Source organism: Streptomyces sp. NPDC059743 (assembly GCF_042732975.1).
Lineage (GTDB): Bacteria > Actinomycetota > Actinomycetes > Streptomycetales > Streptomycetaceae > Streptomyces.
Genome location: NZ_JBHWGS010000005.1, coordinates 113,200 through 136,855, shown reverse-complemented (window position 1 = coordinate 136,855; position 23,656 = coordinate 113,200). Strand labels below are relative to the sequence as shown.

21 protein-coding genes are annotated in these 23,656 nt (G+C 69.8%); 7 read left to right on the top strand and 14 right to left on the bottom strand.

Annotated features, from left to right (window positions below):
- Positions 1-45: 45 nt before the first annotated feature.
- From ACFV6H_RS11085 to ACFV6H_RS11065, 5 genes are all read right to left on the bottom strand, one after another.
- Positions 46-2,289 carry an MMPL family transporter gene (locus ACFV6H_RS11085; protein WP_385541025.1) on the bottom strand — a complete coding sequence of 748 codons (2,244 nt, stop codon included), beginning with the start codon at positions 2,287-2,289 and terminating at the stop codon, positions 46-48.
- Between the two features lie 176 nt (positions 2,290-2,465).
- Complete coding sequence (locus tag ACFV6H_RS11080; protein ID WP_385540595.1) at positions 2,466-2,615, bottom strand: hypothetical protein; 150 nt, start codon at positions 2,613-2,615, stop codon at positions 2,466-2,468.
- 165 nt (positions 2,616-2,780) lie between these two features.
- Positions 2,781-3,461: a peptidase dimerization domain-containing protein gene (locus ACFV6H_RS11075; protein WP_385540593.1), complete on the bottom strand. Its 681-nt coding sequence runs from the start codon at positions 3,459-3,461 to the stop codon at positions 2,781-2,783.
- A gap of 89 nt (positions 3,462-3,550) precedes the next feature.
- Positions 3,551-4,102, bottom strand: coding sequence for a GNAT family N-acetyltransferase (locus ACFV6H_RS11070; protein ID WP_385540590.1), 552 nt, complete (start codon positions 4,100-4,102; stop codon positions 3,551-3,553).
- 23 nt (positions 4,103-4,125) lie between these two features.
- A complete protein-coding gene (locus ACFV6H_RS11065) occupies positions 4,126-5,457 on the bottom strand; it encodes a hypothetical protein (protein ID WP_385540588.1) in 1,332 nt (443 codons plus the stop codon).
- Between the two features lie 270 nt (positions 5,458-5,727).
- Here ACFV6H_RS11065 and ACFV6H_RS11060 point away from each other — a divergent pair, with 270 nt between their 5' ends.
- From ACFV6H_RS11060 to ACFV6H_RS11045, 4 genes are all read left to right on the top strand, one after another.
- Positions 5,728-7,011 carry a phosphotransferase gene (locus ACFV6H_RS11060; RefSeq protein WP_385540586.1) on the top strand — a complete coding sequence of 428 codons (1,284 nt, stop codon included), beginning with the start codon at positions 5,728-5,730 and terminating at the stop codon, positions 7,009-7,011.
- 276 nt (positions 7,012-7,287) lie between these two features.
- A complete protein-coding gene (locus tag ACFV6H_RS11055) occupies positions 7,288-7,698 on the top strand; it encodes a hypothetical protein (protein ID WP_385540584.1) in 411 nt (136 codons plus the stop codon).
- Positions 7,699-7,707: 9 nt separating this feature from the next.
- Positions 7,708-8,850 carry a hypothetical protein gene (locus tag ACFV6H_RS11050; RefSeq protein WP_385540582.1) on the top strand — a complete coding sequence of 381 codons (1,143 nt, stop codon included), beginning with the start codon at positions 7,708-7,710 and terminating at the stop codon, positions 8,848-8,850.
- Between the two features lie 143 nt (positions 8,851-8,993).
- On the top strand, positions 8,994-9,791 hold the full coding sequence (locus ACFV6H_RS11045) for an SDR family NAD(P)-dependent oxidoreductase (RefSeq protein WP_385540580.1): 798 nt from the start codon (positions 8,994-8,996) through the stop codon (positions 9,789-9,791).
- A gap of 79 nt (positions 9,792-9,870) precedes the next feature.
- Here the strand turns inward: ACFV6H_RS11045 and ACFV6H_RS11040 are convergent, their stop codons facing one another.
- The gene (locus ACFV6H_RS11040) at positions 9,871-10,857 is read right to left on the bottom strand and encodes a Gfo/Idh/MocA family protein (RefSeq protein ID WP_385540578.1); all 987 of its coding nucleotides are present in this window, start codon (positions 10,855-10,857) and stop codon (positions 9,871-9,873) included.
- A gap of 154 nt (positions 10,858-11,011) precedes the next feature.
- On the opposite strand from ACFV6H_RS11040, the gene ACFV6H_RS11035 reads away from it, so the two are divergent.
- A complete protein-coding gene (locus ACFV6H_RS11035) occupies positions 11,012-12,385 on the top strand; it encodes a Bcr/CflA family multidrug efflux MFS transporter (RefSeq protein WP_385540576.1) in 1,374 nt (457 codons plus the stop codon).
- Positions 12,386-12,411: 26 nt separating this feature from the next.
- Here ACFV6H_RS11035 and ACFV6H_RS11030 read toward each other — a convergent pair whose 3' ends face one another.
- Positions 12,412-13,728, bottom strand: coding sequence for a hypothetical protein (locus ACFV6H_RS11030; RefSeq protein ID WP_385540574.1), 1,317 nt, complete (start codon positions 13,726-13,728; stop codon positions 12,412-12,414).
- Between the two features lie 194 nt (positions 13,729-13,922).
- On the opposite strand from ACFV6H_RS11030, the gene ACFV6H_RS11025 reads away from it, so the two are divergent.
- Positions 13,923-15,059, top strand: a complete 1,137-nt coding sequence (locus ACFV6H_RS11025) for a small ribosomal subunit Rsm22 family protein (RefSeq protein ID WP_385540572.1) — start codon at positions 13,923-13,925, stop codon at positions 15,057-15,059.
- Here ACFV6H_RS11025 and ddaH read toward each other — a convergent pair.
- Complete coding sequence (gene ddaH / locus ACFV6H_RS11020) at positions 15,048-15,863, bottom strand: dimethylargininase (protein WP_385541023.1); 816 nt, start codon at positions 15,861-15,863, stop codon at positions 15,048-15,050. The two genes, ACFV6H_RS11025 and ddaH, sit on opposite strands and share 12 nt — an antisense overlap.
- 439 nt (positions 15,864-16,302) lie before the next feature.
- Here ddaH and ACFV6H_RS11015 point away from each other — a divergent pair, with 439 nt between their 5' ends.
- The gene (locus tag ACFV6H_RS11015) at positions 16,303-17,058 is read left to right on the top strand and encodes a bifunctional DNA primase/polymerase (protein ID WP_385540570.1); all 756 of its coding nucleotides are present in this window, start codon (positions 16,303-16,305) and stop codon (positions 17,056-17,058) included.
- A 79-nt stretch (positions 17,059-17,137) separates the two neighbouring features.
- On the opposite strand, the gene ACFV6H_RS11010 is transcribed toward ACFV6H_RS11015, so the two are convergent.
- The 6 genes from ACFV6H_RS11010 to ACFV6H_RS10985 form a co-directional block, all read right to left on the bottom strand.
- A complete protein-coding gene (locus ACFV6H_RS11010; protein WP_385541021.1) occupies positions 17,138-18,082 on the bottom strand; it encodes a hypothetical protein in 945 nt (314 codons plus the stop codon).
- Positions 18,003-18,977 carry an iron uptake transporter permease EfeU gene (gene efeU, locus ACFV6H_RS11005; RefSeq protein WP_384787439.1) on the bottom strand — a complete coding sequence of 325 codons (975 nt, stop codon included), beginning with the start codon at positions 18,975-18,977 and terminating at the stop codon, positions 18,003-18,005. Before efeU ends, ACFV6H_RS11010 begins: the two co-directional genes overlap by 80 nt.
- Positions 18,978-18,998: 21 nt before the next feature.
- Complete coding sequence (gene efeB / locus ACFV6H_RS11000; RefSeq protein ID WP_385540568.1) at positions 18,999-20,327, bottom strand: iron uptake transporter deferrochelatase/peroxidase subunit; 1,329 nt, start codon at positions 20,325-20,327, stop codon at positions 18,999-19,001.
- Between the two features lie 10 nt (positions 20,328-20,337).
- The gene (gene efeO / locus ACFV6H_RS10995; protein ID WP_385540566.1) at positions 20,338-21,483 is read right to left on the bottom strand and encodes an iron uptake system protein EfeO; all 1,146 of its coding nucleotides are present in this window, start codon (positions 21,481-21,483) and stop codon (positions 20,338-20,340) included.
- Between the two features lie 203 nt (positions 21,484-21,686).
- Positions 21,687-22,568 (bottom strand): heme ABC transporter ATP-binding protein, encoded by an 882-nt coding sequence (locus ACFV6H_RS10990; protein WP_385540565.1) that lies wholly within the window; start codon positions 22,566-22,568, stop codon positions 21,687-21,689.
- Entirely contained in the window at positions 22,565-23,611 is a 1,047-nt protein-coding gene (locus tag ACFV6H_RS10985) for a FecCD family ABC transporter permease (protein ID WP_385540563.1), read from the bottom strand. Before ACFV6H_RS10985 ends, ACFV6H_RS10990 begins: the two co-directional genes overlap by 4 nt.
- Positions 23,612-23,656 lie beyond the last annotated feature (45 nt).

Sequence of the window (23,656 nt, the reverse complement as noted above, 5' to 3'; positions counted from 1 at the left end):
TGCGTGCCAGGCGTCGCGAGCCAGACGGGATGTGTCAGACACGGCCTAGCGGACAGGGAGACCCTGTCGCTCCGTCTTGCCGGGCGTTGCAGCCGTGGCGTCCGCATCGCGGGTCAGGGCGTGGCCCTCGACGTCGACGCGGGGCACGATCCGCTCCAGCCGGCGGGGCATCGTCCAGGCGCGCTCGCCCAGGAGTGCGAGGACGGCGGGCACGATTGTCATCCGCACGACGAGCGCATCGAACAGCACGGCGGTGGCGAGGCCGAAACCGATCATCTTGATCATGGGTTCGCTGACGCCGATAAATCCGGAGAACACCGAGATCATGATGACGGCCGCGGCGGCGACCACCCTGGCGCTGTGGCTGAAGCCGGAGACGATCGCCTGACCGGGGCGCTGCCCCTTCAGGTGGGCTTCGCGGATGCGGGTGACGAGGAAGACCTCGTAGTCCATGGCGAGACCGAAGACGATGCCGACCATGACGATCGGCATGGTGTTCATGATCGGGCCGGTCTGGTGCACGCCCAGCAGGCCGGCGAGCCATCCCCACTGGAAGACGGCGACGACCGCGCCGAGGGCGGCGAGGACCGACAGCAGGAATCCGAGGGCCGCCTTGAGCGGGACCAGCACGGAGCGGAACACGATCAGGAGCAGGAGGAAGGCCAGGCCCACCACGAGTCCGAGGTAGGGGACGAGGGCTCCCTGGACCTTCTGGTCGCTGTCGATGTTGGCGGCCGTGCTGCCGCTGACCATGAACGTGGCGCCCGTGGCCTTCTCGATCGCGGGGCGGTCGGCACGCAGGGTGTGAATCAGTTCGCTGGTCCGCTCGTCCTGCGGATCGGTGGCCGGTGTGACGGAGAGGATCGCGGTGTCGGCCGCGGTGTTGAAGCGCGCGGGCGAGACGGACACGACCCCGTCGACGGCTCCGATCTCCCGCGCGCTCGCTTCTACCGCGCCCTTGGGGTCCTGGGCCTTCTTGGCGTCCACGACGATGGTCAGCGGGCCGTTGAAGCCCGGGCCGAATCCCTCGGCGAGGGCGTCGTAGGCGCGGCGCTCGGTGGTCGAGGTCGGCTTGGATTCGTCTCCCGCCGTGCCCAGGTGCAGCTTGGCGGCAGGCAGGGCGATCACACCCAGGGCCGCCACTGCCACCAGCAGCACGGGCAGCGGCCGACGGACTACCAGGCGGGCCCACCGACTGCCCATGTTCGGCTTGCCCTCGCCTGCGACAGCAGCCTGCGCACCATGGCGGGTGGCACGACGCAAAGAGCGCGCAAGGACGGTGCGGGGGAAGATCCCGAGTAGGGCCGGGACCAGGGTCACCGCAACCAGAACCGAGAGTGCCACGGTGCCGGCCGCGGCCAGCCCCATCTGGGTCAGCGTCGGGATCCCCACCACCGACAGCCCGGCCAGGCCGATCACCACGGTCAGGCCCGCGAACACCACCGACGAACCGGCCGTGCCCGTGGCCACCCCTGCCGCGTCCTGCGGCGCGAGCCCCCGGGCGCGTTCCTCGCGGTAGCGGGAGACGATGAACATCGCGTAGTCGATCCCGACCGCGAGGCCCAGCATCATCGCCAGCGTGCTGGTGGCACTGGACAGGCCCAGCGCACTGCTCAGGGCCATGATCGTCGCGGCGCCGATCCCGACACCGATCAGCGCGGTCAGCAGCGGCAGGCCCGCGGCGGCCAGCGAAGCGAACGTGATCAGCAGAACCACGGCCGCCACTACCACGCCGACCAACTCGGTCGCACCGCCCGACGGCTGGGTGGCCAGGACCGAACCGCCGACCTCGACCGTCAGCCCGGCCTCCCGGCCGTCCTCGACAGCCTGCTCCAGGTCCTGCTTGACCTTGTCGTCGACGTCCTTCGCCTTCACCTCGAAGGTGACCGACGCGTACGCCGTGGACCCGTCCTCGCTCACCGTGTCGGTCCCGTACGGGTCAGCCGCCCGGACCACCTGACCGAGGTCGCCGACCCGGCCTACGACCTCGTCCACGACCGACCGGTTCGCCTGGTCGGTGATCTTCTGGCCCGCCGGCGCCACGAACACGACCTTCGCGCTCGCCCCCTCGGAACCGGCGCTCCCGGTGCTGTTGGCGGGGAAGCGTTCCTCGATGAGGTCGAACGCCCGCTGCGACTCCGTTCCCGGCATCGAGTAGGAGCCATCCGGTGCGGCCGGCGCCAGCGCCGACGCCATGCCCGCGGCGACCAGAGCCAGCACCCACAGCACTACGACGCGCCGGCGTCGGCGGAAGGCCAACCGGCCCAAACGATCAAGAAAGGTAGCCATAGAAGGATCTCCACATCCGAACTCGGGGAACCCTTCCACCCTGTCCGGCCTGCCATTTCCTGTCTTCGTACAGCTGCCGACAGCCCACTACTACGTATGCAGTAGTTACTGAGCGCGGATCACATCACGGCCCGCGGTGACGATCATCAATCCGTCCCCGGCGGCGATACCGCCGGTCACTTGTCCGAGTCGTTGAACGACTGGCGGCCCAGGGTGAGAGCCGCCACCTGGTGGACGCTGATCTGCGGTGCGAAGCCGCTGGTGCTCGGCGCCGTGGCGGGCTTGTGTTCGGCGGGCTCGGTGGTGACGGTGATCTGCTCGGTCATGACGGCCTCCCTTGTCATCGGTGGATGCAGAGGTGGTGCTCAGCTGGTGGTGCTCAGTCGGTGGTGCTGCCTCTATGTCACCGCGATCCAAGATCCGTTCCCAGAGACGGAGTTGGGGACTTGCCGGGAGCGGATCTGGGAGAAACCTGGGACGGGCCTGGGACGTCAGCGCGCCCGGAGAAGGCCGAGGACGGCGCGCCGGTAGACGGCGTACACCGTGGGGAGTTCGGCGAGGTGGGCGCGTTCGTCGATGCCGTGCAGCCCTTCGTACGGCAGGCCGAAGCCGGCGGTGGCCGGGATGCCTTCCCCGGCAAGAAGGTTGCCGATGTTCGACGGCCCGGCCGTCTTCGCCCGCACCGTGAGTCCCGCCTCGGCGGCGGCGCCCAGGAGTGCGGCGGCGGGCTGCTCGTTCTCGGTCAGACGGAAGGGTGGCCAGGTGGCGACCGGATTGATCGCCGTGGGTTTCGGCGCGGGCAGTTCCGCGTCGAGCTCGGCGACGGCCTTGCGTACCAGCATCTCGGCGTCGTGGGCGTCGAACGCGGGTGTGGTGCGGACATCGACGTTCAGCTCGCACCGGTCGGGAGTCACCGAGAAGCCCTGACCGCCATGGAAGGCGGTGACCGACAGCTTCGGCGGCAGCGGAAACTCCGAGCCGCCTTCTGCTTCCGGCAGTTCGGCGGCATCGAGGAGCCGTACGAGGTGAGCCGCGCGGGAGACGGAGCCGACCGCGGCCCGGCTCGATCCCGAGTGCCCGGAGGACCAGGCGGTCTCGTCGCCGTACGGAGCCGTGTCCAGGCAGGCGTCCAGGGCCCACCAGGCGCCCGGCCGGCCTCCAGGAATCTCCACGAGCAGTCCCACCGGCCCGCCGGCTTCGGCTGCCGGTGACGACCAACTGCTCGCACGCCCCGGCGATGATACTGAGCAGACTCGCTGCCTCAACCGCGCGCGGTCCATTCGCGGTCGAGGATGGCGTGGACGACGGAGTCCCGCCATTGGCCGCGCTTTTTGATGTGTTCGCGGATGCGTCCTTCTTCGACCATGCCGGCTGCTCGCATGGTTCGTGCGGATGCTTCGTTGACGGGGGAGCGGGCGCCCCAGATGCGGTGGAGGCCCAGGTCGGTGAAGCCGACGGCGAGGAGGAGCCGTACGGTTTCGGTGCCGTAGCCGGTGCCCCAGGCGTCCGGGCGGAGGGCGAAGCCCAGGGTGGCGCCACTGGGCTGGTGTGGATCGAGGGCGAGGCGGCTGAGTCCGATCAGCCGGCCGGTCTCGCGTTCGGTGACGGCGAGTGCGAACTCCTGGCGAGGGTCCGTGGTGGCGGATGCCATGGAGCGGGCGATGATCTGGGCCACCTCGTCGCGGGTGCGCGGGTCGAAGGAGAGGTGTTCGGTGGCCCGTTCGTCGCCGTAGACCGCGAACACGTCGTCGGCGTCGGCGGTCTGAAGCTCCCGGACTTCGAGGCGTTCGCTGTGGCGGCTGATCGGATGCATGGTCTGGACTCTACTCACGCAGGTCAGTGCGGGAGAGCGAGCCTGGTGGGGGAGAACTGGCCGATCTCCTCGCGCAGTTCCCGGGCGACCGCCGCCGTACGGACAGGGCCTTGTGCGAGCGCGGTCCGGACACGTTGTGCGGAGACGACAATGCCTCGGTTGCGCTGGTCGGTGGGCAGGTCCAGTACGGGCCGGAGGGCGTCGGCCGTGCCGTCCAGGTCGCCGCCGTACAGCCGTACAAGGGACAGGTTGCACAAGGCGCCGGCCTCGTCGCCGAAGGCCCAGTGTTCGGTCGAGCGGTCGGAGAAGGCCGCTGCCGCCCTTTGAGCTTGTTCGGCGGTCTCGGCATCGCCCTGGCCGAGCAGTACATGGGATTCGGCTGTGTAGTAGAGCTGCTTGGGCTCGGGGAAGGTGAGGAGTCCGCCCAACTGGTCGAGATCGTCGGGGACGACGTGTTCGCGCGATTCCGCGGCTCGTAGGTTGGCGCTCCGTACGGTCTCGGCATTGCCGAGCAGGGCCGCGGCGCGGGCTTCCAGGCTGGGCAGCCACACCGATACGGAGCCTCGCAGCTCGGGGTGTTCGGCGGCGCCCTTGCGCGCGTAGAAGAGGGCGTCGTCCGCCTGGCCCGTCCAGTAGGTGATCAGCGACTTGAGGCCGTCGACGAGCGCCATGAGGCCGGGGTGCTCGGCCTGCTGGGCGCAGACTCCCGCGGTGCGTGCCTGCATCATCGCCGTATGCGGATCGTCCATGTCGTGGCCGGCTTTCGCCATGAACCAGGAGAGCAGAGTGGCCATGATCTGGAGCTGCCGCAACTGAGTGGGCCGGTGCCTGCCGCCCTCGATCAGCCGGAACACGTCTTCCTGGGCACGGACGAGATCCCCGAAGACGCTGGACAGAGGTACGCGTTGATAGATCCCGGCAATCCTTTTCACCTCGTCCTGAAGGAAGCCCAGAGTCTCGTCACCGAGCTGTCCCTGTTCGGCTCCCAGAGCGAATTCTCGTGCGCGGCGTGCTGCCATCTCGGCACCCTTTCTCATCTCATGCAGGACCGCGTGCGGTATGGCGCGGTCGTTCGCGGGCGATGTGCTGGGGAGCGGGCCGTCGGCGGCGCCCCAGAGGCGTTCGATGCTGTGTCCGAACATGCTGACCAGCACACGGCGGGCGTCCCGGTTGGGAGTGCGCTGCCCGTAGTACCAGGCCTCGAAGGTGCTGGCCGCGGGAGTGCAGGTCCGTAAGGCCGGGGCGTTCTCGGCCTCGGCCAATTTCTCCGCGGCCTTACTGAACTGGTGGATGAACGCCCCCGGGTCCTTCCATTCCTTCTCGTCGACGAGAAGCCGGAAAAGCGTCTTCCTCATCGCGCCCCCTCAGGCCGGATCGCACATCACTGATGCCGACGGTAACCCCCTCGCGCCTTCAACATGCCCATCACGTACATGAGTTACGGCGATCGGTGAGGAGCCGAGGGAAGCGCGATGTGGAAGGGCGATCCGCAGCCGTTCCCCGAGGAGAAGCCGATGGCGATGTGGGGATGGAGACGACCGGCGGCCTGGGGTCACGCTCTTTACGGACCTGACCTTTACAGACCTGACGGAGAGTGCCCGCTCGATCTCCGGATGGAGGCATTCGTGACGCTCACAACGAATACATCGGCGACACAGCCGGGCGGCCTGCCCGAGCCGGAGCAAGTTTTCGCCTTCGCGGAGCGGGAGATCCGGAAGGCCGGTGCCGAGCTGTGGCCCGGTGCCGGACTGATCCTGGGTGCTCTCGTTCCCAGCGTGACCGGCTATGTGCGTCTGCTGCGGCTCGACGGACGGGAGTTGTACGCCAAGTACTCGTATCTCGGAGTCTCGTTGGTGTCGCTGCTCCGGGGCGTCGGCGGTGACTGGGCGCTGGTCCGGTGGGCTCAGCGGACGTACACCGCTTGCCCCGAGGCACTGCTGACCAGGGAGGCGGCGCAGCTCAGGCTCTTGGCCGCCTTCGGGCAGCCCAAGGTGTGTGCGGTCGCCGGGCTGCGTCGCGGGGTGCTGTTCACCGAACCGGTGACCGGGCCGACCCTGGCGGCCCTTCTGATCGCGCGGCCACAGGAGGCGGGCGACCTGCTGGAGGCGGCCTACGGCGGACTTCACCGGCTGCACAGTCCGCGTATCTCCCGTGCGTTCGATCCGGTCGGAGCGATCGGTGAGCGCGGCATCGCGCACACGTTCCAGCGGAAGTTCAACGGCCTGAGCGGTGCCCTCTACCTCGACCTCCTGGGCATCGAGCGATGCGCGGAGCACGAGCGGCCGGAGATCGTTCAGCTCATGCGGCACGTGGTGGCACGGTTACGGCGATTACGGGCCGCGGCCGGCACATCGAAGCCGACGGTCCTGGTCTACGGGGATCTCAAGCCGGAGCATGTGTTCTTCCCCGACGGGTTCTTCCCCGACGGGCCGGACAGCGAGCCGGTGTTCATCGACCCCGGTCTCCTGCGGGCTTCCGGCCCCGAGGCGGACGCGGCGAAGCTGATCAGTCGTACGGTGCTGCTTCTGGCAGCTTCTCGGCCGTCCCCGAGCGCCTCGCTCCGCGTACTGGACGGGATCGCGGCATTCATCGATCAGCGGCTGAGTCCGTTGCCCCGACCGGAGCGCTCGGAGTGGCTGTACGCGTTCCTGATCCTGTGGCTGATGGACACGGTCAATATCCTGACGACCTATCTGTCCGCGCCCGCCGCGCTGCCGCTGCCCGGCCAGGGCGAGGCGCTCGTCCGGCAGGCGGTGACGCTCTGCGGGATGGCTGACCGGATCAGTGCCCTGCTGGTCGGTGCCACGGGTGTCACGGACGGAACGGCCGCCTTGGACTGCGCCTTGGACCGCCTGTTGGACCGCGTATTGAGCGAGGCGGCGGCTGCCGTCGCGGCGGTGGCGCCATGAGTCGGGCGGGTTGCGCCGGGCCGGTCGGCATCGTCGGAGCCGGAGCGGTCGGACAGGCTGTGGCGACCACCTTGATGACTTCCGCTCTGCCCGAGCGATTGCTGCTGGCGTCGCGTACTGCCGGGCAGGCGGCAGCCTTGGCCGCTGATCTGGACGACATGCGCCAGGCCGCCGGATCTCCTGTCCGCGCGCAGACGTGCGCCATCGCGGACCTCTCAGCGTGCGCCGCCGTGGTCATCGCACTCCGTGCCTCCTTCGCCAACACCCGCCAGGCCGATGTCCGCATGGGCGGCAGCGGTCTGCGCCTCGGCGACCACCGTCAACGGGCTGCCGGTAACCGTTCCTCTCCAGCACATCCGCGACGAACTCAGAACGAGGCCCGGACTGATCAGCGCCGGCGTGGGCCGTACCCGTGCCGGTCCGGCCGGAGCGGTGCTGTCCACCCTGCGCAAGGCTCTCGGCGTCACCGACGGCGTCGAGGAACTGTCCGTCGCGTACGGCGAAAGCTGGCTGGGCATTCCGGTCCGGTTCCGGTCCGGTGAGCCCGTACCGTCCCTTCCTGGCCTCGACGCCGACGAGCAGAGGCAGTTGACCGCCACCGCCCTCCGACTCCGTGACGCCTACGCGGCGCTGCCGCCATCCACACCACCATCTCGAGATCCCTTGGATTCTGGACCTATCCGATGAAAGGACCGCGTGGACACCATCTCCGCCACCCGCATCCAGGCCGCCGACGCGACCGTGACCGTCCTGAGCAACGCCCGTGCTGTCACGGACTGGTCCGGCCGCTACTTCGGCCCGTGGTGGAACGCCACAGACGTACCCGCCCAGGGCAGCTGCGCGGGACCGGCCGTACGCGCCGACGTCGATGCGACCGCTTACGCCGACCTCGCGCGGCTGGTGAACGACGGCCGTGACCACGAGGACGTCGTCTTCGCCAAGGCCCGCACGCGCGTCGCACGCGACGGCGACGACGTGATTGCCGTATCGCCCGACGAGGAACTGGCCTACCGCTCCAGCCCGGCGACCGGTCGGCTGGCCACCGCCGGATGCCGGGCAGAGCCCGTGGCACTCGCCGCGGCCCGGCTCGCGCGCGAGAGCATCCGCGGCCAACTGCTGCGCGACGGATGGGCCGTACTGCACGCCTCCGCCGTTGTCCGCACCAGCGACCGGGCGACCGTTCTCACCTTCGGCTCCAAGGGCGCGGGCAAGACCACCACGGCACTCCTGCTCGCCTCGCGCGGATGGTCGCTGCTCGCCAACGACCGCGTCTTCGTACGACCGTCCGGCGACGGGATCGACGTGCTGCCCTGGCCCTCCGCCGCCGCGCTCGGCCTGGGCCTGCTCGATGCTCTGGGCTGGTTCGACCTGGTGCGTGAGCGCCTCAGGTCCGGAGAACACCTGCATCCCACCCAGAACCAGCAGGTCACCGACGCGCTCCTCGCCGGCGGGAGGGAACCGCTGTGGGAGGAGGACGGGAAGAGGAAGCGCGAAATGAAGGTGCAGGTCTTTCCCGACCAGTTCCCGGCCTGGTTCGACGTCGAGCTGGCGGCCGGCGGAAGGGTCGCCGTCCTGCTGTTTCCTCAGGTCCGGCCCGATGCCGTACCGGGCCTCGCCGACGGAGGCCGCACGCTCGACGAGCACGACTTCATGAGCGGAAAGACCGAGGACCGCTACCCCGATATCTTCGGCCTGGCCCACGGCGTCGACGGCGGAGGCCACACCGACGCCCGTGCCACCGTGGCCGACCGTCTCGCCGCGCTCCCTCACCACTCCGTGATCCTCAACCACGACACCGCAGCCGGCGCCGACTTCCTGCACAAGCTCATGACCGACTGATCTCCGCGATGCGCTGCGTGCGCGTCCGGTTCTCTCCTGGGTGCTGGGTGTTATGTCCGGTTCATGGTATTGCTAGTCTGGACTTGCTGGTCCAATTTCTCGGTGCGACTGTGGAGCCCGCCGAGAACGGAAGAGGTAGTTCCATGGATCTGCAACTGAACGGCAAGCGCGCGCTGGTGACCGGATCGAGTACCGGGCTCGGTGAGGAGATTGCCAAGGTGCTGGCGGCCGAGGGTGCGGCGGTTGTTGTGCATGGGCGGGATGAGGCGCGGGCTGCGGCGGTGGTCAAGGCCATTCGGGAGGACGGTGGCGAGGCAAGCGTCGCGATCGGCGATCTGGCTACGGACGCCGGGGCCGACGCGGTGAGGGTGGCCTCCGTCGTCGGCGGGCCGGTCGACATTCTCGTCAACAACCTCGGTGTCTACGATCCGGCGGCGGCCTGGTTCAGCATCTTGCCCGCCGACTGGTCCGGCATCTACAACACCAACGTCGTCTCCAGCGTGCCGACCATCCAGCGTTTCGTGCCGGACATGCGGGAGCGCGGCTGGGGCCGTGTCATTCAGATCAGCAGTGTCCTCGGCGACCGGCCCATGGCAAGCCAGCCGCACTACGCCGCGACCAACGCCGCCCGTAACAACCTCGCCGCCTCCCTGGCACGCGAACTGAAGCACACCGGTGTCACGTCGAACTCGGTCGCGGCGGGCGGCATCCTCACTCCCACCACGGAGGCCTATCTGACCGACCTGGGCCGGCAGAACGGCTGGGGCGAGACCTGGGCGGAGATCGAGCCCAAGGCCGTCGACGCGCTGGCCACCAACGACACCGGCCGCATCGGCCGCCGACGCGACTACGCCGACCTCGTCGCCTTCCTGGCCAGCCCGCTGTCCGGCTACATCACCGGCACCACCTTGCGCGCGGACGGCGGATGGTACGACGCGTAGTCGGTGGCTCCGGCTGCGGTCCCGGTCCCGGTTTCGGCTGCGGTGCGATCCGGCCGCGGGCTCCCGTACGCCGTACGTCCTAGTCGTCCGCCGGGAAGCGGACGCCGATACGGTCGCGTACCGCGTCAAGTGTCCGCATCACCGCGAGCGTGCCGTCCAGCGGTACCAGCGGGGATTCCGTTTCGCCCGCGCGCAGGCAGCGCATCACCTCGGCCGCCTCGTACTGGAGGCCGTACAGTCCGCCGTCCGCCGTGAACTCCTCGGGCTCGGTGCCGGGCTCGGCGCCGTTCCTGTGCAGGACGAAGTGTTCCGCGTGGAAGAAGCCGGACGGCAGCTCGATGCGTCCCGTCGTACCGGTCACCGTCGCCGTCACCGGCGTGCCTCCGGTCAGTGAGCAGGACAGCAGCGCCGTCGCTCCCGAGTCCCAGCCCAGGAGGATCCCGGTGTTGAGGTCGACGCCCTCGGACGAGAGCAGCGCGTCGGCCTGTACGCGGTCGGGCTCGCCCAGCAGGAGCTGGGCGAAGGAGACCGGATAGACGCCCAGGTCGAGCAGGGCGCCGCCGCCGAGGGCCGGATCGCGCAGCCGGTGGCCGGGATCGGCCGGGCCCGGGAAGCCGAAGTCGGCCTGGACGGTCTGGATCTCACCGATCGCGCCGTCCCGTACCAGCTCGACCAGACGCCGGATCACCGGGTTGCAGTACGTCCACATCGCCTCCATGAGGAAGACGCCACGCTCCCGGGCCAGGGAGACCAGTTCGGCGGCCTCCCGGACGTTGAGCGTGAACGGCTTCTCGCACAGCACCGGCTTTCCGGCCGCGAGGGCGAGTCCGGCCGCAGCCCGGTGCGCGGAGTGCGGAGTCGCCACGTAGACGACGTCCACCTCCGGATCGGCGACGAGCGCGGCCCACTCGCCGTACGCGCGCGGGATGCCGAACCGGGCCGCGAACTCCTTCGCCGACGCGTCACTGCGCGAGGCCACCGCGACGACCTCGGCGTCCGGCAGCTCCTGTACCTCCGCGGTGAACCGCGCGGCGATCCCGCCCGTCGCCAGCACACCCCAGCGCACGGTGTCCCTCGGTGATGTCTGTGCCGCCTGCGAAGCCTGTGATGTCTGTGCCGCCTGTGACGTCTGTCCCGTTGCCATACCTGCCCCAAAAAAGGTCTCGACCGCTCCGCTTGAGCTGAGAGCATAGGTAAGGATTCAACGACATGGAGAGACGATGCCGGACGGCGGTCAGACCACCGAAGGACGTAAAGGCCACATACCGCCCGAGCAGCGTCGCTCGGCTCCGATTCCGGAACAGCGGGCCGTTCCGTCACAAGAACAGGTGATTGTTCACACACCCGCCCACACATCCGTACCCGCCGCCCGCCGCGCCGGGCTGCTCGTCACCCTGGTCCTCGGCGGGCTCACCGCGCTGCCGCCGCTGTCCATGGACATGTACCTCCCGGCCCTCCCGGAGGTCACCCGCTCGCTCGGCTCACCCGCCGCGACCGTCCAGATCACCCTCACCGCCTGTCTGGCGGGCATGGCCCTCGGCCAGATCGTCGTCGGACCCATGAGCGACAAATGGGGACGGCGCAGGCCGCTGCTGCTCGGCATGGTCGTCTATGTCCTCGCCACCGCGATCTGCGCCCTGGCGCCGACCACCGAACTCCTCATCGCCTTCCGGCTGCTGCAAGGCCTCGCGGGCGCGGCCGGCATCGTGATCGCCCGCGCGGTGGTACGTGATCTGTACGACGGCGAGGAGATGGCCCGCTTCTTCTCCACCCTGATGCTGATCTCCGGAGTCGCGCCGATCATCGCGCCCGTGATCGGCGGGCAGGTGCTGCGTCTCACGGACTGGCGCGGCATCTTCGTCGTGCTCACGGTGGTCGGCATCGTCCTCACGCTCGTCGTGTGGAAGTGGCTGCACGAGACGCTGCCACCGGAGCGGCGGCACAGCGGCGGTGTCGGCGCGGCGCTGCGTACGATGCGCGGGCTGCTCGCCGACCGTGTCTTCACCGGCTACATGCTCGCGGGCGGTCTCGCCTTCGCCGCGCTGTTCGCGTATGTCGCGGCCTCGCCGTTCGTGGTGCAGGAGATCTACGGTGCCTCGCCGCAGACCTTCAGCCTGCTCTTCGGCGTCAACTCCATCGGTCTGATCGCCGTCGGCCAGATCAACGGCAAGGTGCTGGTCGGGCGCGTCAGCATGGACCGCGTGCTGGGCTTCGGACTGGTGGTCATCACCTTCGCCGCGGTGGCGCTGCTGCTGATGACGTCCGGTGTGTTCGGGAAGGTGGGACTCTTCCCGGTCGCGGCAGGGCTGTTCGTGCTGATGTCCGCGATGGGTCTGGCGATGCCCAACACCAACGCGTCGGCGCTGATGCGCACTCCGCACGCGGCCGGTTCCGCCTCGGCCCTGATCGGTACGTCGTCGTTCCTGATCGGTGCCGTCGCCTCGCCGCTCGTCGGGATCGCGGGCGAGGAGACCGCGGTGCCGATGGCCCTCGTCCAACTCGTGTGCGCGGTCGGCGCGCTGGGCTGCTTCGTGGGTCTCGTACGGCCCTGGAAGCACCAGCCGCCCGTCGAGCGTCCGGCCGCCGACGTCTGAGAGCACAAACGCGAGAGCCAAGCGCGTCAGCCCTCGCGGTGCGGATACCCGATCAGATGCGGTGTGTCCTTGCCGTCCGTCCAGCGGAAGAGACCGGCTCCGGCCGTCTCGCCGCTGGGCAGCCGCACATTGGGAGCCAGATCCTCCGGTGTCGCGGTGGTGAGATCCACGACGACGGGCGTGCCGCCGCCCGCGAGCGCGTCCGTCGTGTTCCGGGCGCTCGACGCGCCGTACGCCGTGCCGTCGTCGCCCACGGTGGTCAAGGTCAGCGGCTGCGTACCGTCCGGCTCCTCGAAGCAGTACGCGGTCTTCGCGTCCAGATCGAAGGCGAGCCGCCCGGCGATCAGGAAGCGGCCGTCCGGTGAGGCGATGAGCTGCGGATCCTCGACCGGCGCGATGGCCGGTCTGCGGCACCGCACCTGGGCCACGGCCTTACCGGTCGCCGCCTCGTGCACCGCCCAGACGTCATGCGTACCGGCGTCCTTGGCGCCCTTCTTCTTGCGCCACTTGGCGAGGATGTAGTCGCGCGCCACGGAGGCCGGCACGCCGGACGTGGGATCGGTGTCCTTCGGCGCGACCTTCCGGCTGAACCAACCGCCGCGTACCCAGAACTCCTTGGCGCCGCTGACCAGCAGGCCCTGGTCGGTGACGGCCCGTACCTCGGTCAGCTTGCGGCAGTTCGGGCAGCCCTTCGGATAGCCGAGCGATCCCGGCGGGACCTGGACCACGTCGCCGTTCGCCGGATCGACGACCGCGCTGACCGCCTTGCCGTCGCTGATCAGAATGCCCGGTCCTGCGGCGCTCACGGTCGGCTCGTCCGGCCACGGGACCTCGACGCGTCTGCGGGAGCCGTCGGCCGCGTTGTACACATCGAGGGAGACGATGGAGTCCGACGGACGCAGCGCCTCCGGTTCGAGCTTTCCGTACGACCAGGTGACGAAGTACTCCACATCGTCCTTGGCGACGGAGAGCAGCCGCGGGAAGCGGTCCGGCGCGAAGAGCGGACGCCAGGGCGCACCGTCCCAGCCGTGCCTGCCGGTCGCGGGATCGAGCGTACGGATCCGGAACCGCGTGTCGCCGACCCGTTCCAGATAGGCGATACGGCTCGTGGCCTCGGCGACCGCGTAGTCGGGCGAGGCGTCGTCGATCTCCCAGCCGCGCGCGGTGTCGTACGTCGCGGGAACGGTGAGCTGGTGCGCGGCGAAGGACGTGCTCTTCGGCGGCTTCGCGGGCCGTGCGTCGTCCTTGGAGCTCTGCTTGCCGCCGCAGGTGGCGAGCGCGAGCAGCAGCGCCAGCACGATCACTCCGGACACCAGGGTCAGACGTACGACCCTCTGTCTCATGGTCCCCCCGTGCGAGCGGCTGCCGGACAACGGGCGTCAGCGTAGCAACACACTCCGGGCGGCTCGCAGTTCGCTTCACCATTGCGGTCGTGGTCGCCATCGATACGGGCGCCGTTCGCCGCCAGTACGGGCAGTGGCCCTGCCCGATACGGTCAGCGGTCGCCCCGATCCGGTCGCGCGCCTAGAATTCGGCGGTGAACGCGACCCTTCCCACCGCCGAGGCCCTGCGCGCCGCACTCGCCGGGCTGCTCGACGGACTGCCGCCCAGACAGGCCGCTCAGGCCGTCGAGCGGCTGATCGTCAACTACCGCGGCGCGACGCCGACGGACGCGCCGGTGCTGCGCGACCGGTCCGATGTGGCCGCGTACGCCGCGTACAGGATGCCGGCGACGTTCGAGGCCGTACGGGCGGCGCTGGAGGCGCTCGCGGACACCGTGCCCGACTGGATGCCGGGCAGCCATGTCGATGTGGGCGGCGGTACGGGCGCGGCGGTCTGGGCGGCGGAGGCGGTCTGGGCGGACGGTCCTGGGACGGACGGCTCCGGGCCGGGTGGCCCAGGGACGGACGGGGCGGACGGCCCCGGGCCGGATGGCGGCGGTACCACCGCCGTCCGTGCCACCACCGTCCTGGACTGGGCCGAGCCCGCCCTCGCGCTCGGCCGTGAACTGGCCGCCGCCTCCGGCGCCCGCGCGGTACGCGGCGCCGACTGGCGTCGGACGAGGATCGGTACGGCGCTGAAGCTGCCGGAGAGCGATCTGGTGACGGTCTCGTACGTACTGAAGGAACTCACCGAGCGGGACCGGGCCGCGCTCGTGGCGGAGGCCGCACGGGCCGCCCAGGCCGTGGTGATCGTGGAGCCCGGGACGCCCGACGGTTATCTGCGGATCATCGAGGCCCGCGACCGGCTGATCGAGGCCGGGCTGCGGATCGCCGCGCCCTGTCCGCACAGCGGCGCGTGCCCGATCGAACGAGGTACGGATTGGTGCCACTTCGCGGCGCGTGTCAGCCGGTCCTCGCTGCATCGGCAGGTGAAGGGCGGCTCGCTGCCGTACGAGGACGAGAAGTTCAGCTATGTCGCGGCGGTGCGCTTCGAGGCGCCGCTCCCGGGTCGTACCGACCGTGCTGACCGTACGGACCGGGCCCGTGTCGTCCGGAAGCCGCAGATCCGTAAGGGACAGGTTCTGCTCGACCTGTGCACCGAGGACGACGGACTGCGACGCGAGACGGTCACCAAGCGGCACGGCCCGCTCTACCGGGCCGCACGGGACACGGACTGGGGCGACACCTGGCCGCCTCACGACGCCGACCCCACCGGCGACTCAGAGGCGTAGCTCCTGCGTGCAGCACTTCACACTGCCGCCGCCCTTGAGCAGCTCCCCGAGGTCCAGGCCGATCGGCTCGAATCCGCGCTCCCGCAGTGGCTCGAAGAGCCCGGCCGCCGCCTGCGGCAGCAGCACATTACGGCCGTCGCTCACTGCGTTCAGGCCGAACGCTCCCGCGTCCGTACCGTCCGCGATGAGCGCGTCCGGGAAGAGCCGGGCGAGCACGGCCCTGCTGCCGGGCGAGAAGGCGCCCGGGTAGTACATGATCTCGTCGGTCCTGTCGTCCAGTACGCAGAGCGCCGTGTCCAGGTGGTAGTAGCGCGGATCGACCAGATCCAGCCCGATCACCGGACGGCCGAAGAACTCCTGTGCCTCGTCGTGGGAGAGCGGACTGGACCGGAAGCCGCGCCCGGCCAGCAGCCAGGAGGCCGTGACGGCGAAGTCGCCCTCGCCTTCGTTGATGTGCTCGGGCTCGTGGATGTCGATGAAACCGTGGCTCCGGAACCACTCCAGATGTGCCTCGGCCTCACGGTGACGTTCCTGATGGGCGAAGCGCGCGCCGAGCACCCGGCCGTCGATGACCGTGGCGCCGTTGGCGGCGAAGACCATGTCGGGCAGCTCGGGCAGCGGATCCAGCAGCGCGACGGTGTGGCCGAGCGCGAGATAACGGTCCCGGAGGTCCTCCCACTGGGCGAGGGCCAGCGGCAGATCGACGGGCTTGGCCGGATCCATCCAGGGATTGATCGAGTACGTCACCCTGAAGTGGTGCGGCGGGCACATGAGATAGCGGCGAGGTGAGGCATCACGAGGCAACGGAGGCTCCTCACGAGCGACGAGAACGACGAGTACGAGAACGACGAGAACGGGAACGACGGGAACGACGGGCGAAGCAGCGGTGTGCACGACGTATGCGTGCAGAAGTCATATTCCGCTTCGCGGGGCCCATGTGCTGTGATCCGTTCGGGTGGTTCCGCTCCGTGAGGCGTATCGGTTCTCCTCAGTGATCAGGGGGCGCGGCGGGGGCGCGTGGAGGCATACGGGGCGGGCGGTCCGGTTTCCACCGGCTCCGCCTCACCGATCCGCCGTCCCGGACGTGTCCCATACCCGCACATACAAGGCAATGACTCCCGTGCCGCGGTCGTGCCACGGTCCTCGCACACATACCCCGGTGGGGAAGCACGTCCACCCGAGGAGCAGGATGGTGGGACCATGGAAATGTCCGCAGTGGCGAGCACGAGGTGTGAGGGGATAGATGGGCGACGATTTCGGCCGCTACCGCGGCACGGAGAGCAGGATTCCCCAGTGGCTGCGCAGGCGTCCCAAGAAGGGCGCGGGCGACTCCGCGCCTGACGTCGGTGACGCGGCGGGCCGGGAGGCGCTGCTCCTCGCCGTAGCTGATGCCGGTATGCCCATCTCACCGGCCGCGCATCCGGTCGGCTTCCGATGTTCCTGCGAGCGGATCGGCTGTCCGACGCCCGCCAGACACCCACTCTCCTTCGCCTGGCAGACCCAGTCCACGACCGACCGGGCCCAGATCGAGCGCTGGGCGCGCAATCAGCCCGAGGCCAACTTCATCACCGCGACCGGCACGGTCCACGATGTGCTGGACGTACCGATGGAAGCCGGCAGCCGCGCGCTGGAACGGCTGCTGGAGCAGTCCATCGAGGTGGGCCCGGTGGCCGACTCCGGCGAGGACCGGATGCTCTTCTTCACCGCCACCCGAGGCACTCCGGAGGACGAGGACGAGTGGTGGCCCTGTGAACTGGACTGCCATCCCGAGACCATGGACGAGCATCCCGGGCTGCGCTGGCACTGCCGCGGCAGCTATGTCCTCGTACCGCCGGCCCGGCTCCCGGGCGAGCTGTCCGTACGGTGGCTGCGCGGCCCGGAGCATCCGCTCCCCGATCCGCTGACGCTGCTGGAGGCCCTGACCGACGCGTGTGCGCGGTACGCGGGCGAGAACGAGGAACTGGACCACCACGCGGTGGCCTGGCCCCTGGGCCGCTGAGACGGCTCGTACGTACGCCGAAGCTTCCGCCCGCTCCCAGGATCAGGCTCAGGCCCAGGACCTACGAGCCTTCGCCCGGCTACGAGCCCTTCGCCGCCGTGACTCCCTGGAGGCGGCCCGCCACCACCACCTCCGGGGCCGCGGCCCCGCTCGCCGGCACCAGCACCGTCTGGCTGGACAGCCACTCCTTGGTGATCGTGTCCTTCACATCACCGGTCAGCAGCGCCCGCACATCGTCGTTCACCTGGAGCCGCACGCTCTTCGCGGCCGTCTGGCGCTCGAAGAACCGCGTGGCGAAGAACACCAGCGCACCGCCGTCCGCCGTACGCAGCCCCAGCGGCGCGAAGTCGCCCTCGCCCACAGGCTGGTCCACGTACTGCGTGGTGAGGCCGGGCAGCCGGGCCTTGTCCGCGCGCTCCTTGCGCCATCCGTCGGTGTGCGGTCCCGCCGCGAAGTGCTCGGGCTTGCCGCTAGACAGATACGAGGAGTACTCCTCGCTCAGCTCGCCCGGAGCCACCGACACCGAGGCGCTGTCCGGCTTCACCTCCTCGCCCCAGCCGTCCTTGTCCGTCCTGAACTCGGGGACCTGGCCGGGCGAGAGGATCGTCAGATAGGCCGCTTCCCAGCGCTTCTCGGGACCGCCGCGCAGAAAGACCACCAGCCACCGGAAGGACGGGCCGCCGGCCGCGTCGCGGTTGCTCTTGGTGTCCGCGACGAACCAGCGCGGCCAGCCGGCCTTCTTCGGGATCGTGAACTTCGCGTCGGTCAGTTCCAGCGGCTGATGGCCGGCGTTGCCGTCCGGGTTCGTGATGCTGCGGGCCTTGAGACCGGCCTGGTTGATCGTGCCGAGCGCGCCTGTCACATACGGTGCGTCGAGCGCCGGATCGTAGGCCTTGTCCGCCTTGTTGTACGCGTCGGTGAAGTCATCGAGCGCCCGCGCGGCCTCACTTCGCTCCGCCGACGGTACGACCGCCAGCTCCCCGTGCACCGTCACGCACCCGCTCGCCGTCAGCGACAGCACCATCACCGTCGCGAGCCCCGCCGCTGCCCGAATCGGCCTTCTCAGCCTGCTCATCGGTCGCCTTCTGCTTCTGCTCCTGAGACCTCACTGACCGTCCGAACCCTACCGGGGCCAGGAACAGGGCGAGCGTCGGGATCAGATACAGGCACCAGACAATGACCTGAAGCACCGTCGGGTCCGGCTGGAAGTTGAACACGCCCTTCAGCACGGTGCCGTACCAGCTGTCCGGCGGAATCGTCGTGCTGATGTCGAACGCCTTGTCCGGCAGCCCGCCCAGGAAGCGCGCCTCCTGGAGATCGTGGACACCGTACGCGAGCACACCCGCGGCGACGATCACCAGCATCCCGCCGGTCCAGGTGAAGAACTTGGCCAGATTGATCCTGAGCGCGCCACGGTAGAAGAGCCAGCCGAGCACCACCGCGCTGGCGATACCGAGCAGCACACCGATCAGCGGCGCGTGCGTACCGTCCGAGGAGGCACGGACCGACGCCCAGACGAACAGGGCCGTCTCCAGCCCTTCCCGGCCCACCGCCAGAAAGGCCGTCGCCACCAGCGCGCCCGTGCCCATCTGGAGCGCCGCGTCCAGCCTGGTGTGCAGCTCCGAGCGCAGATGCCGGGCCGTACGCCGCATCCAGAAGACCATCCAGGTCACCAGCACCACGGCGAGGACCGACAGCGAGCCGCCGAGCGCCTCCTTCGCCTCGAACGTCAGCTCCTGCGAGCCGAATTCGAGCCCGAAGCCGAAGGCGAGCGCGAGGGCCACCGCGACGCCGATACCGATCCAGATCGGACGCAGCGCGTCGCGCCGCTCCGTCTTCACCAGATACGCGACGAGGATGCAGACGACGAGACTGGCCTCAAGGCCTTCGCGCAGCCCGATCAGATAGTTTCCGAACACGCCGGAACTCCCTTCGGTGGACTAGGAGATCAGGGCCCGGCCCCACCAGTCGTCCTTGTCCCGGACGCCCGGCGGGATCGCGAAGACCGCTGAACCCACGTGCTGGATGTATTCGTTGAGCGCGTCGGAGCGCGCCAGGGAGCGCTGTACGGGGATGAACGCGTCCCGTACGTCACGCTGGTAGGCCAGGAAGAACAGGCCCGCGTCGAGCCGGCCCAGACCGTCCGTACCGTCCGTGAAGGAGTAGCCGCGCCGCAGCATCCGCACGCCGTGATGGGAGTCCGGGTGCGCCAGCCGTACATGCGACGTCGGCAGCATCGCCTGCAGACTGGGCTTGTCGTGCTCGCGCGCCTTGCCGACCGCCGCGCCCTCGCCCTTGTCCCGGCCGAAGACGTCCTCCTGCTCCTGGAGCGAGGTACGGTCCCAGGACTCGATCCGCATGGAGATCCGGCGGGCGACCAGATAGGAACCGCCCGTCAGCCAGGCGGGACCGGTCTTCTCCGGCACCCAGACATGCTTGTCCAGAGCGGCCGTGTCGGTGCCGTCGACATTGCTGGTGCCGTCCTTGAAGCCGAAGAGGTTACGTGGCGTCTGGGCGTGCGGAGTGGTCGACGAGGTCTTGCCGAAGCCGAGCTGCGACCAGCGCACCGCGACCTTCCCGAAGCCGATCCTGGCCAAATTGCGGATCGCGTGCACGGCGACCTGCGGATCGTCCGCGCACGCCTGCACACAGAGATCGCCGCCGCCGCGCGCCGGATCGAGATTGTCGCCGGGGAACTTCGGCAGCTCGACCAGCGCGGCCGGGCGCCGCTCCGCGAGACCGAAGCGGTCCTCGGCGAAGAGCGAGGGGCCGAAGCCGATGGTCAGAGTCAGCCGGGACGGCTTGAGGCCGAGCGCCTCACCGGTGTCGTCGGGCGGCGCCTCGGCGAGCCCGCCGTACGCGCCCTCGCCCACCGCGTGCCCTGCCGTCATCCGCTCGGCGGCCCGGGTCCAGTCCTTGAGCAACTGGGCCAGTTCCGCACGGTCCTCGGTGGTCACATCGAACGCGGCGAAGTGCAGCCGGTCCTGGACGGCGGTGGCGATACCGGCCTGGTGCGTGCCGTGGAAGGGCACCGCCGCACCGGAGTCGGCCGCCGGAGCGGTGGAGTCACCGTCGCGGACGGCCGCCACGGCGCCACCGGCCGCGGCGGCGCCGAGCGCGAGCCCGGCACCGCCCCAGCCGAGGAGCGAACGGCGGGAGGGGCTGTGGGAGGGACGGGAGGGACTCTGTTTCTCCCGCGTGCCCTGCTTGTCCTGCGTGCCTTGCTTGTTTTCCGTACCCTGCGTGCTCCGGGCGTCGTCGGTCGTCATGGCCCGAGCCCTACTTGACGACGGCGGCGGCGAGCTTGGAGAGCGGCTCGGCCAGTGCGTTGACACCGTCCGACAGCTCCTTGCGCTGCGCCTTGCCGACCTTCTCGTACGAGGTGAACTCGTAGGAGTCGGGAGCGTCCCGGTACTTGTCGAGCAGCGCGCTCAGCGCGGAGAACTGCTTGTCCAGCTCCGTCACCAGCGCCGGATCGTTCTTCGAGGCGACCGGCTTGAGCAACTCGTACGACTGCTGCGCGCCCTCGACATTGGCCTTGAAGTCGACCAGGTCGGTGTGGCTGTAGCGCTCCTCCTCGCCGGTGACCTTGCCCGCGGCGACCTCGTCGAGGAGTTCCTTGGCACCGTTGGCCATGGAGGTCGGTGTGATCTCCGCCTTGCCGACGCGCTTCTGCCAGTCGGCCAGGTCCTTGTCGAGCGTGTCGGCGAGCGCCGTGGTCTCCGGGCCGAGCTTCTTGTCCGCCCAGAGCGCCTTCTCCAGCCGGTGCCAGCCGGTCCAGTCCTGGCCGGGCTCCAGACCGTCGGCGCGCACGTCGACCTTCGGGTCGATGTCACCGAAGGACTCGGCGACCGGCTCCGTGCGCTCCCAGCCGATCCGCGAGGGCGCGTACGCCTTCTTCGCGGCCTCCAGATCGCCCGCGCGCACGGCGTCGGTGAAGACCTTGACCTTCGGCAGCGTCTCGTCGGCCTGCGCCTGGACGTACTTGCGGTATCCGGCGACCGCGGCGTCCATCTCCGGGCTGCGCTTGACGGCCGTACCGCCGATGACGGTCACCTTCTGGCGGATGCCGTCGCCCTTCATGCCGGGCTTGCAGACGATCTCGTACGAACCGGCCTTCACCTCGGCCGTGACTGTCGCCTTGGTGCCCGGGCCGATGTTCTCGCGCTCGGTGACGATGCGGTCGTCCGGGAAGAGGACATAGACCTCGGTGACCTTCGAGCCCTTGTTCTCGACGGCCAGCTCCACATGTCCCGCCGGGAACTCGTTCTTGGAGAGCTCGCAGGCGTCGTCCTTCGCGGTGACCTGGACGGCGCCGGCACCGTCGCCGGCCTTGGCGTCGCTCTTCTCGGCGCAGCCCGTGACGGCAGTCAGGGCAGCCACGGCGGTGGCTGCGGTGACAACGGAGAGACGGACAGGTCGCATGCGGGGCTCCACGATGGCTGGGATGAGATGGGATCTGCGGCTGAGTACGAGGTGCTGGTAGTACGAGGTGAGGCGGGCCTAACTTAACTGAGGCTTACCTTGGCGATGGCTGTTCGTCCAGTGATTCAGCTCTCACTCTCCGCGCGGGTTTTCCTTGGGATACGGAGAGGTCACGGGTATCTTTTGGGTGGGCCATGGTTGGGTCATGTATTGGTCAAGAGGTCTCTCTCGGTCCGTTCCTGTTCCGTTTGGGGATCGCGTTTTGGGATCACCAGCGGAACGCCCGTACGCGGATGCGGGAACACCTCGACGGGCTGTCGGTAGACGCGGCTCAGCAGCCCGTCGCGGAAGACCTCGGCGGGCGGTCCCTCGGCCGCGACTTCGCCGTCGTGCAGTACGGCGACGCGGTCCGCGTGGGCCGCCGCGAGTCCCAGATCGTGCAGTACGACCACGACGGCGTCACCCGCCGCCGCGCGCTCCCGGCAGATCCGCAGGACCAGTTCCTGGTGGCGCAGATCGAGCGCGGCGGTCGGCTCGTCGAGCAGGAGCAGCGGCGCGCGCTGGGCGAGGACCCGGGCGAGCGCGACGCGGGCCCGTTCGCCGCCCGAGAGCGCGGAGAAGGGCCGTCCGGCGAACGCGGTGACCTCGGTGGCCGCCATCGCCGCCGCGACGGCGCTCTCGTCCTCGTCCTCCAGCGGTGTTCCGGCCCAGGGCGCCCGGCCCATCCGTACGACCTCCTCGACCGGGAACGGGAAGGCGAGCGCGGCGGCCTGGGGCAGTACGGCCCGGCGCAGGGCGAGTTCGGGCGCGGACCACTCGTGCGCGGGGCGCCCGTCGATCCGTACCTCGCCCTGGCCGGGCGGCAGATCGGCGGCGAGCGCGGCGAGCAGCGTGGACTTCCCGGCGCCGTTGGGCCCGACGAGCGCGAGCACCTCACCGGCGCGCGCGACCAGACCGACACCGGCCAGCACCTCGCGCTGCCCGAGCCGGACATGGAGCCCGCGGACCTCGGCGAGTGGCGCGCCGGGCGCGGCGGGCGCGGGCAGGGCGCGTCGGCGTGCGGAGAAAAGGGCCTTGAGGCTCACGCCCAACCTCCTTGCCTGCGGCGGGTTCTCCGCAACAGCCAGAAGAAGAAAGGGCTGCCGAAGAGCGCGGTCAGGACGCCCAGAGGGAGTTCCGCCGGCGCGGCGACCGTACGGGCCGCGAGATCGCCCGCGACCAGGACCAGCGCGCCGCCGAGCGCGCTGCCCGGGACCAGGAAGCGGTGGCCGGGACCGTTCGCCATGCGCAGCAGATGCGGTACGAGCAGGCCCACGAACGTGATGATCCCGGCCACCGCGACCGCCGCCGCCGTGAGCAGCGCCACGACCAGCACCAGCACGAGACGCAGCCGCTCGACATCCACGCCGAGGTGACGGGCCGGCCGCTCACCGAGCGCGAGAAGGTCCAACTTCCGTGCGTGGAAAGGCGCCACGGCGAGACCGGCCAGCGCGCACGGCAGTACGGCGAGCACCTTCGGCCAGGTCGCCTGCGCCAGCGAACCGAGCTGCCAGAAGGTGATCTGGGTGATCTGCGCGTTGTCCGCGAAGAAGATGAAGAGCCCGATCAGCGCTCCGGCGAACGCGTTGACCGCGATGCCGGTGAGGATCAGCGTGACCACTTCCGTACGGCCGCCCGAGCGGGACAGCGCGTACACCAGCAGTACGGTCGCCAGTCCGGCGACGAACGCGCAGACCGTCACCGTCCAGTTGCCGAAGAAGCTCAGTCCCAGCGCGATCGAGGCCACCGCGCCGACCGCCGCGCCCGACGAGATCCCGATGACTCCCGGTTCGGCGAGCGGATTGCCGAACACGCCCTGCATCAGCGCGCCCGCGCAGCCGAGCGAGGCGCCGACGAGCAGCGCGAGCACGACGCGGGGCAGCCGGACGTTCCACAGGACGCTCTCGCCCACGCGGTCGAGTGCGGCGCCGCCGAGCCCGGTGCGGTGCAGGACGGAGGAGAGGACATCGCCGAGAGGGATGTCGTAGGCGCCGATCCCGGCGGAGAGCAGACAGAGCAGGACCAGCGCGGCGAGCAGCCCGGCGGTCAGCGGGGCGGTGCCTCCGGGCAGTTGCTTCCTCCTGCTCATACTCCTGCCGCTTCCGGTATCGGTTTCGGCTGGCGGCGGCGGCTT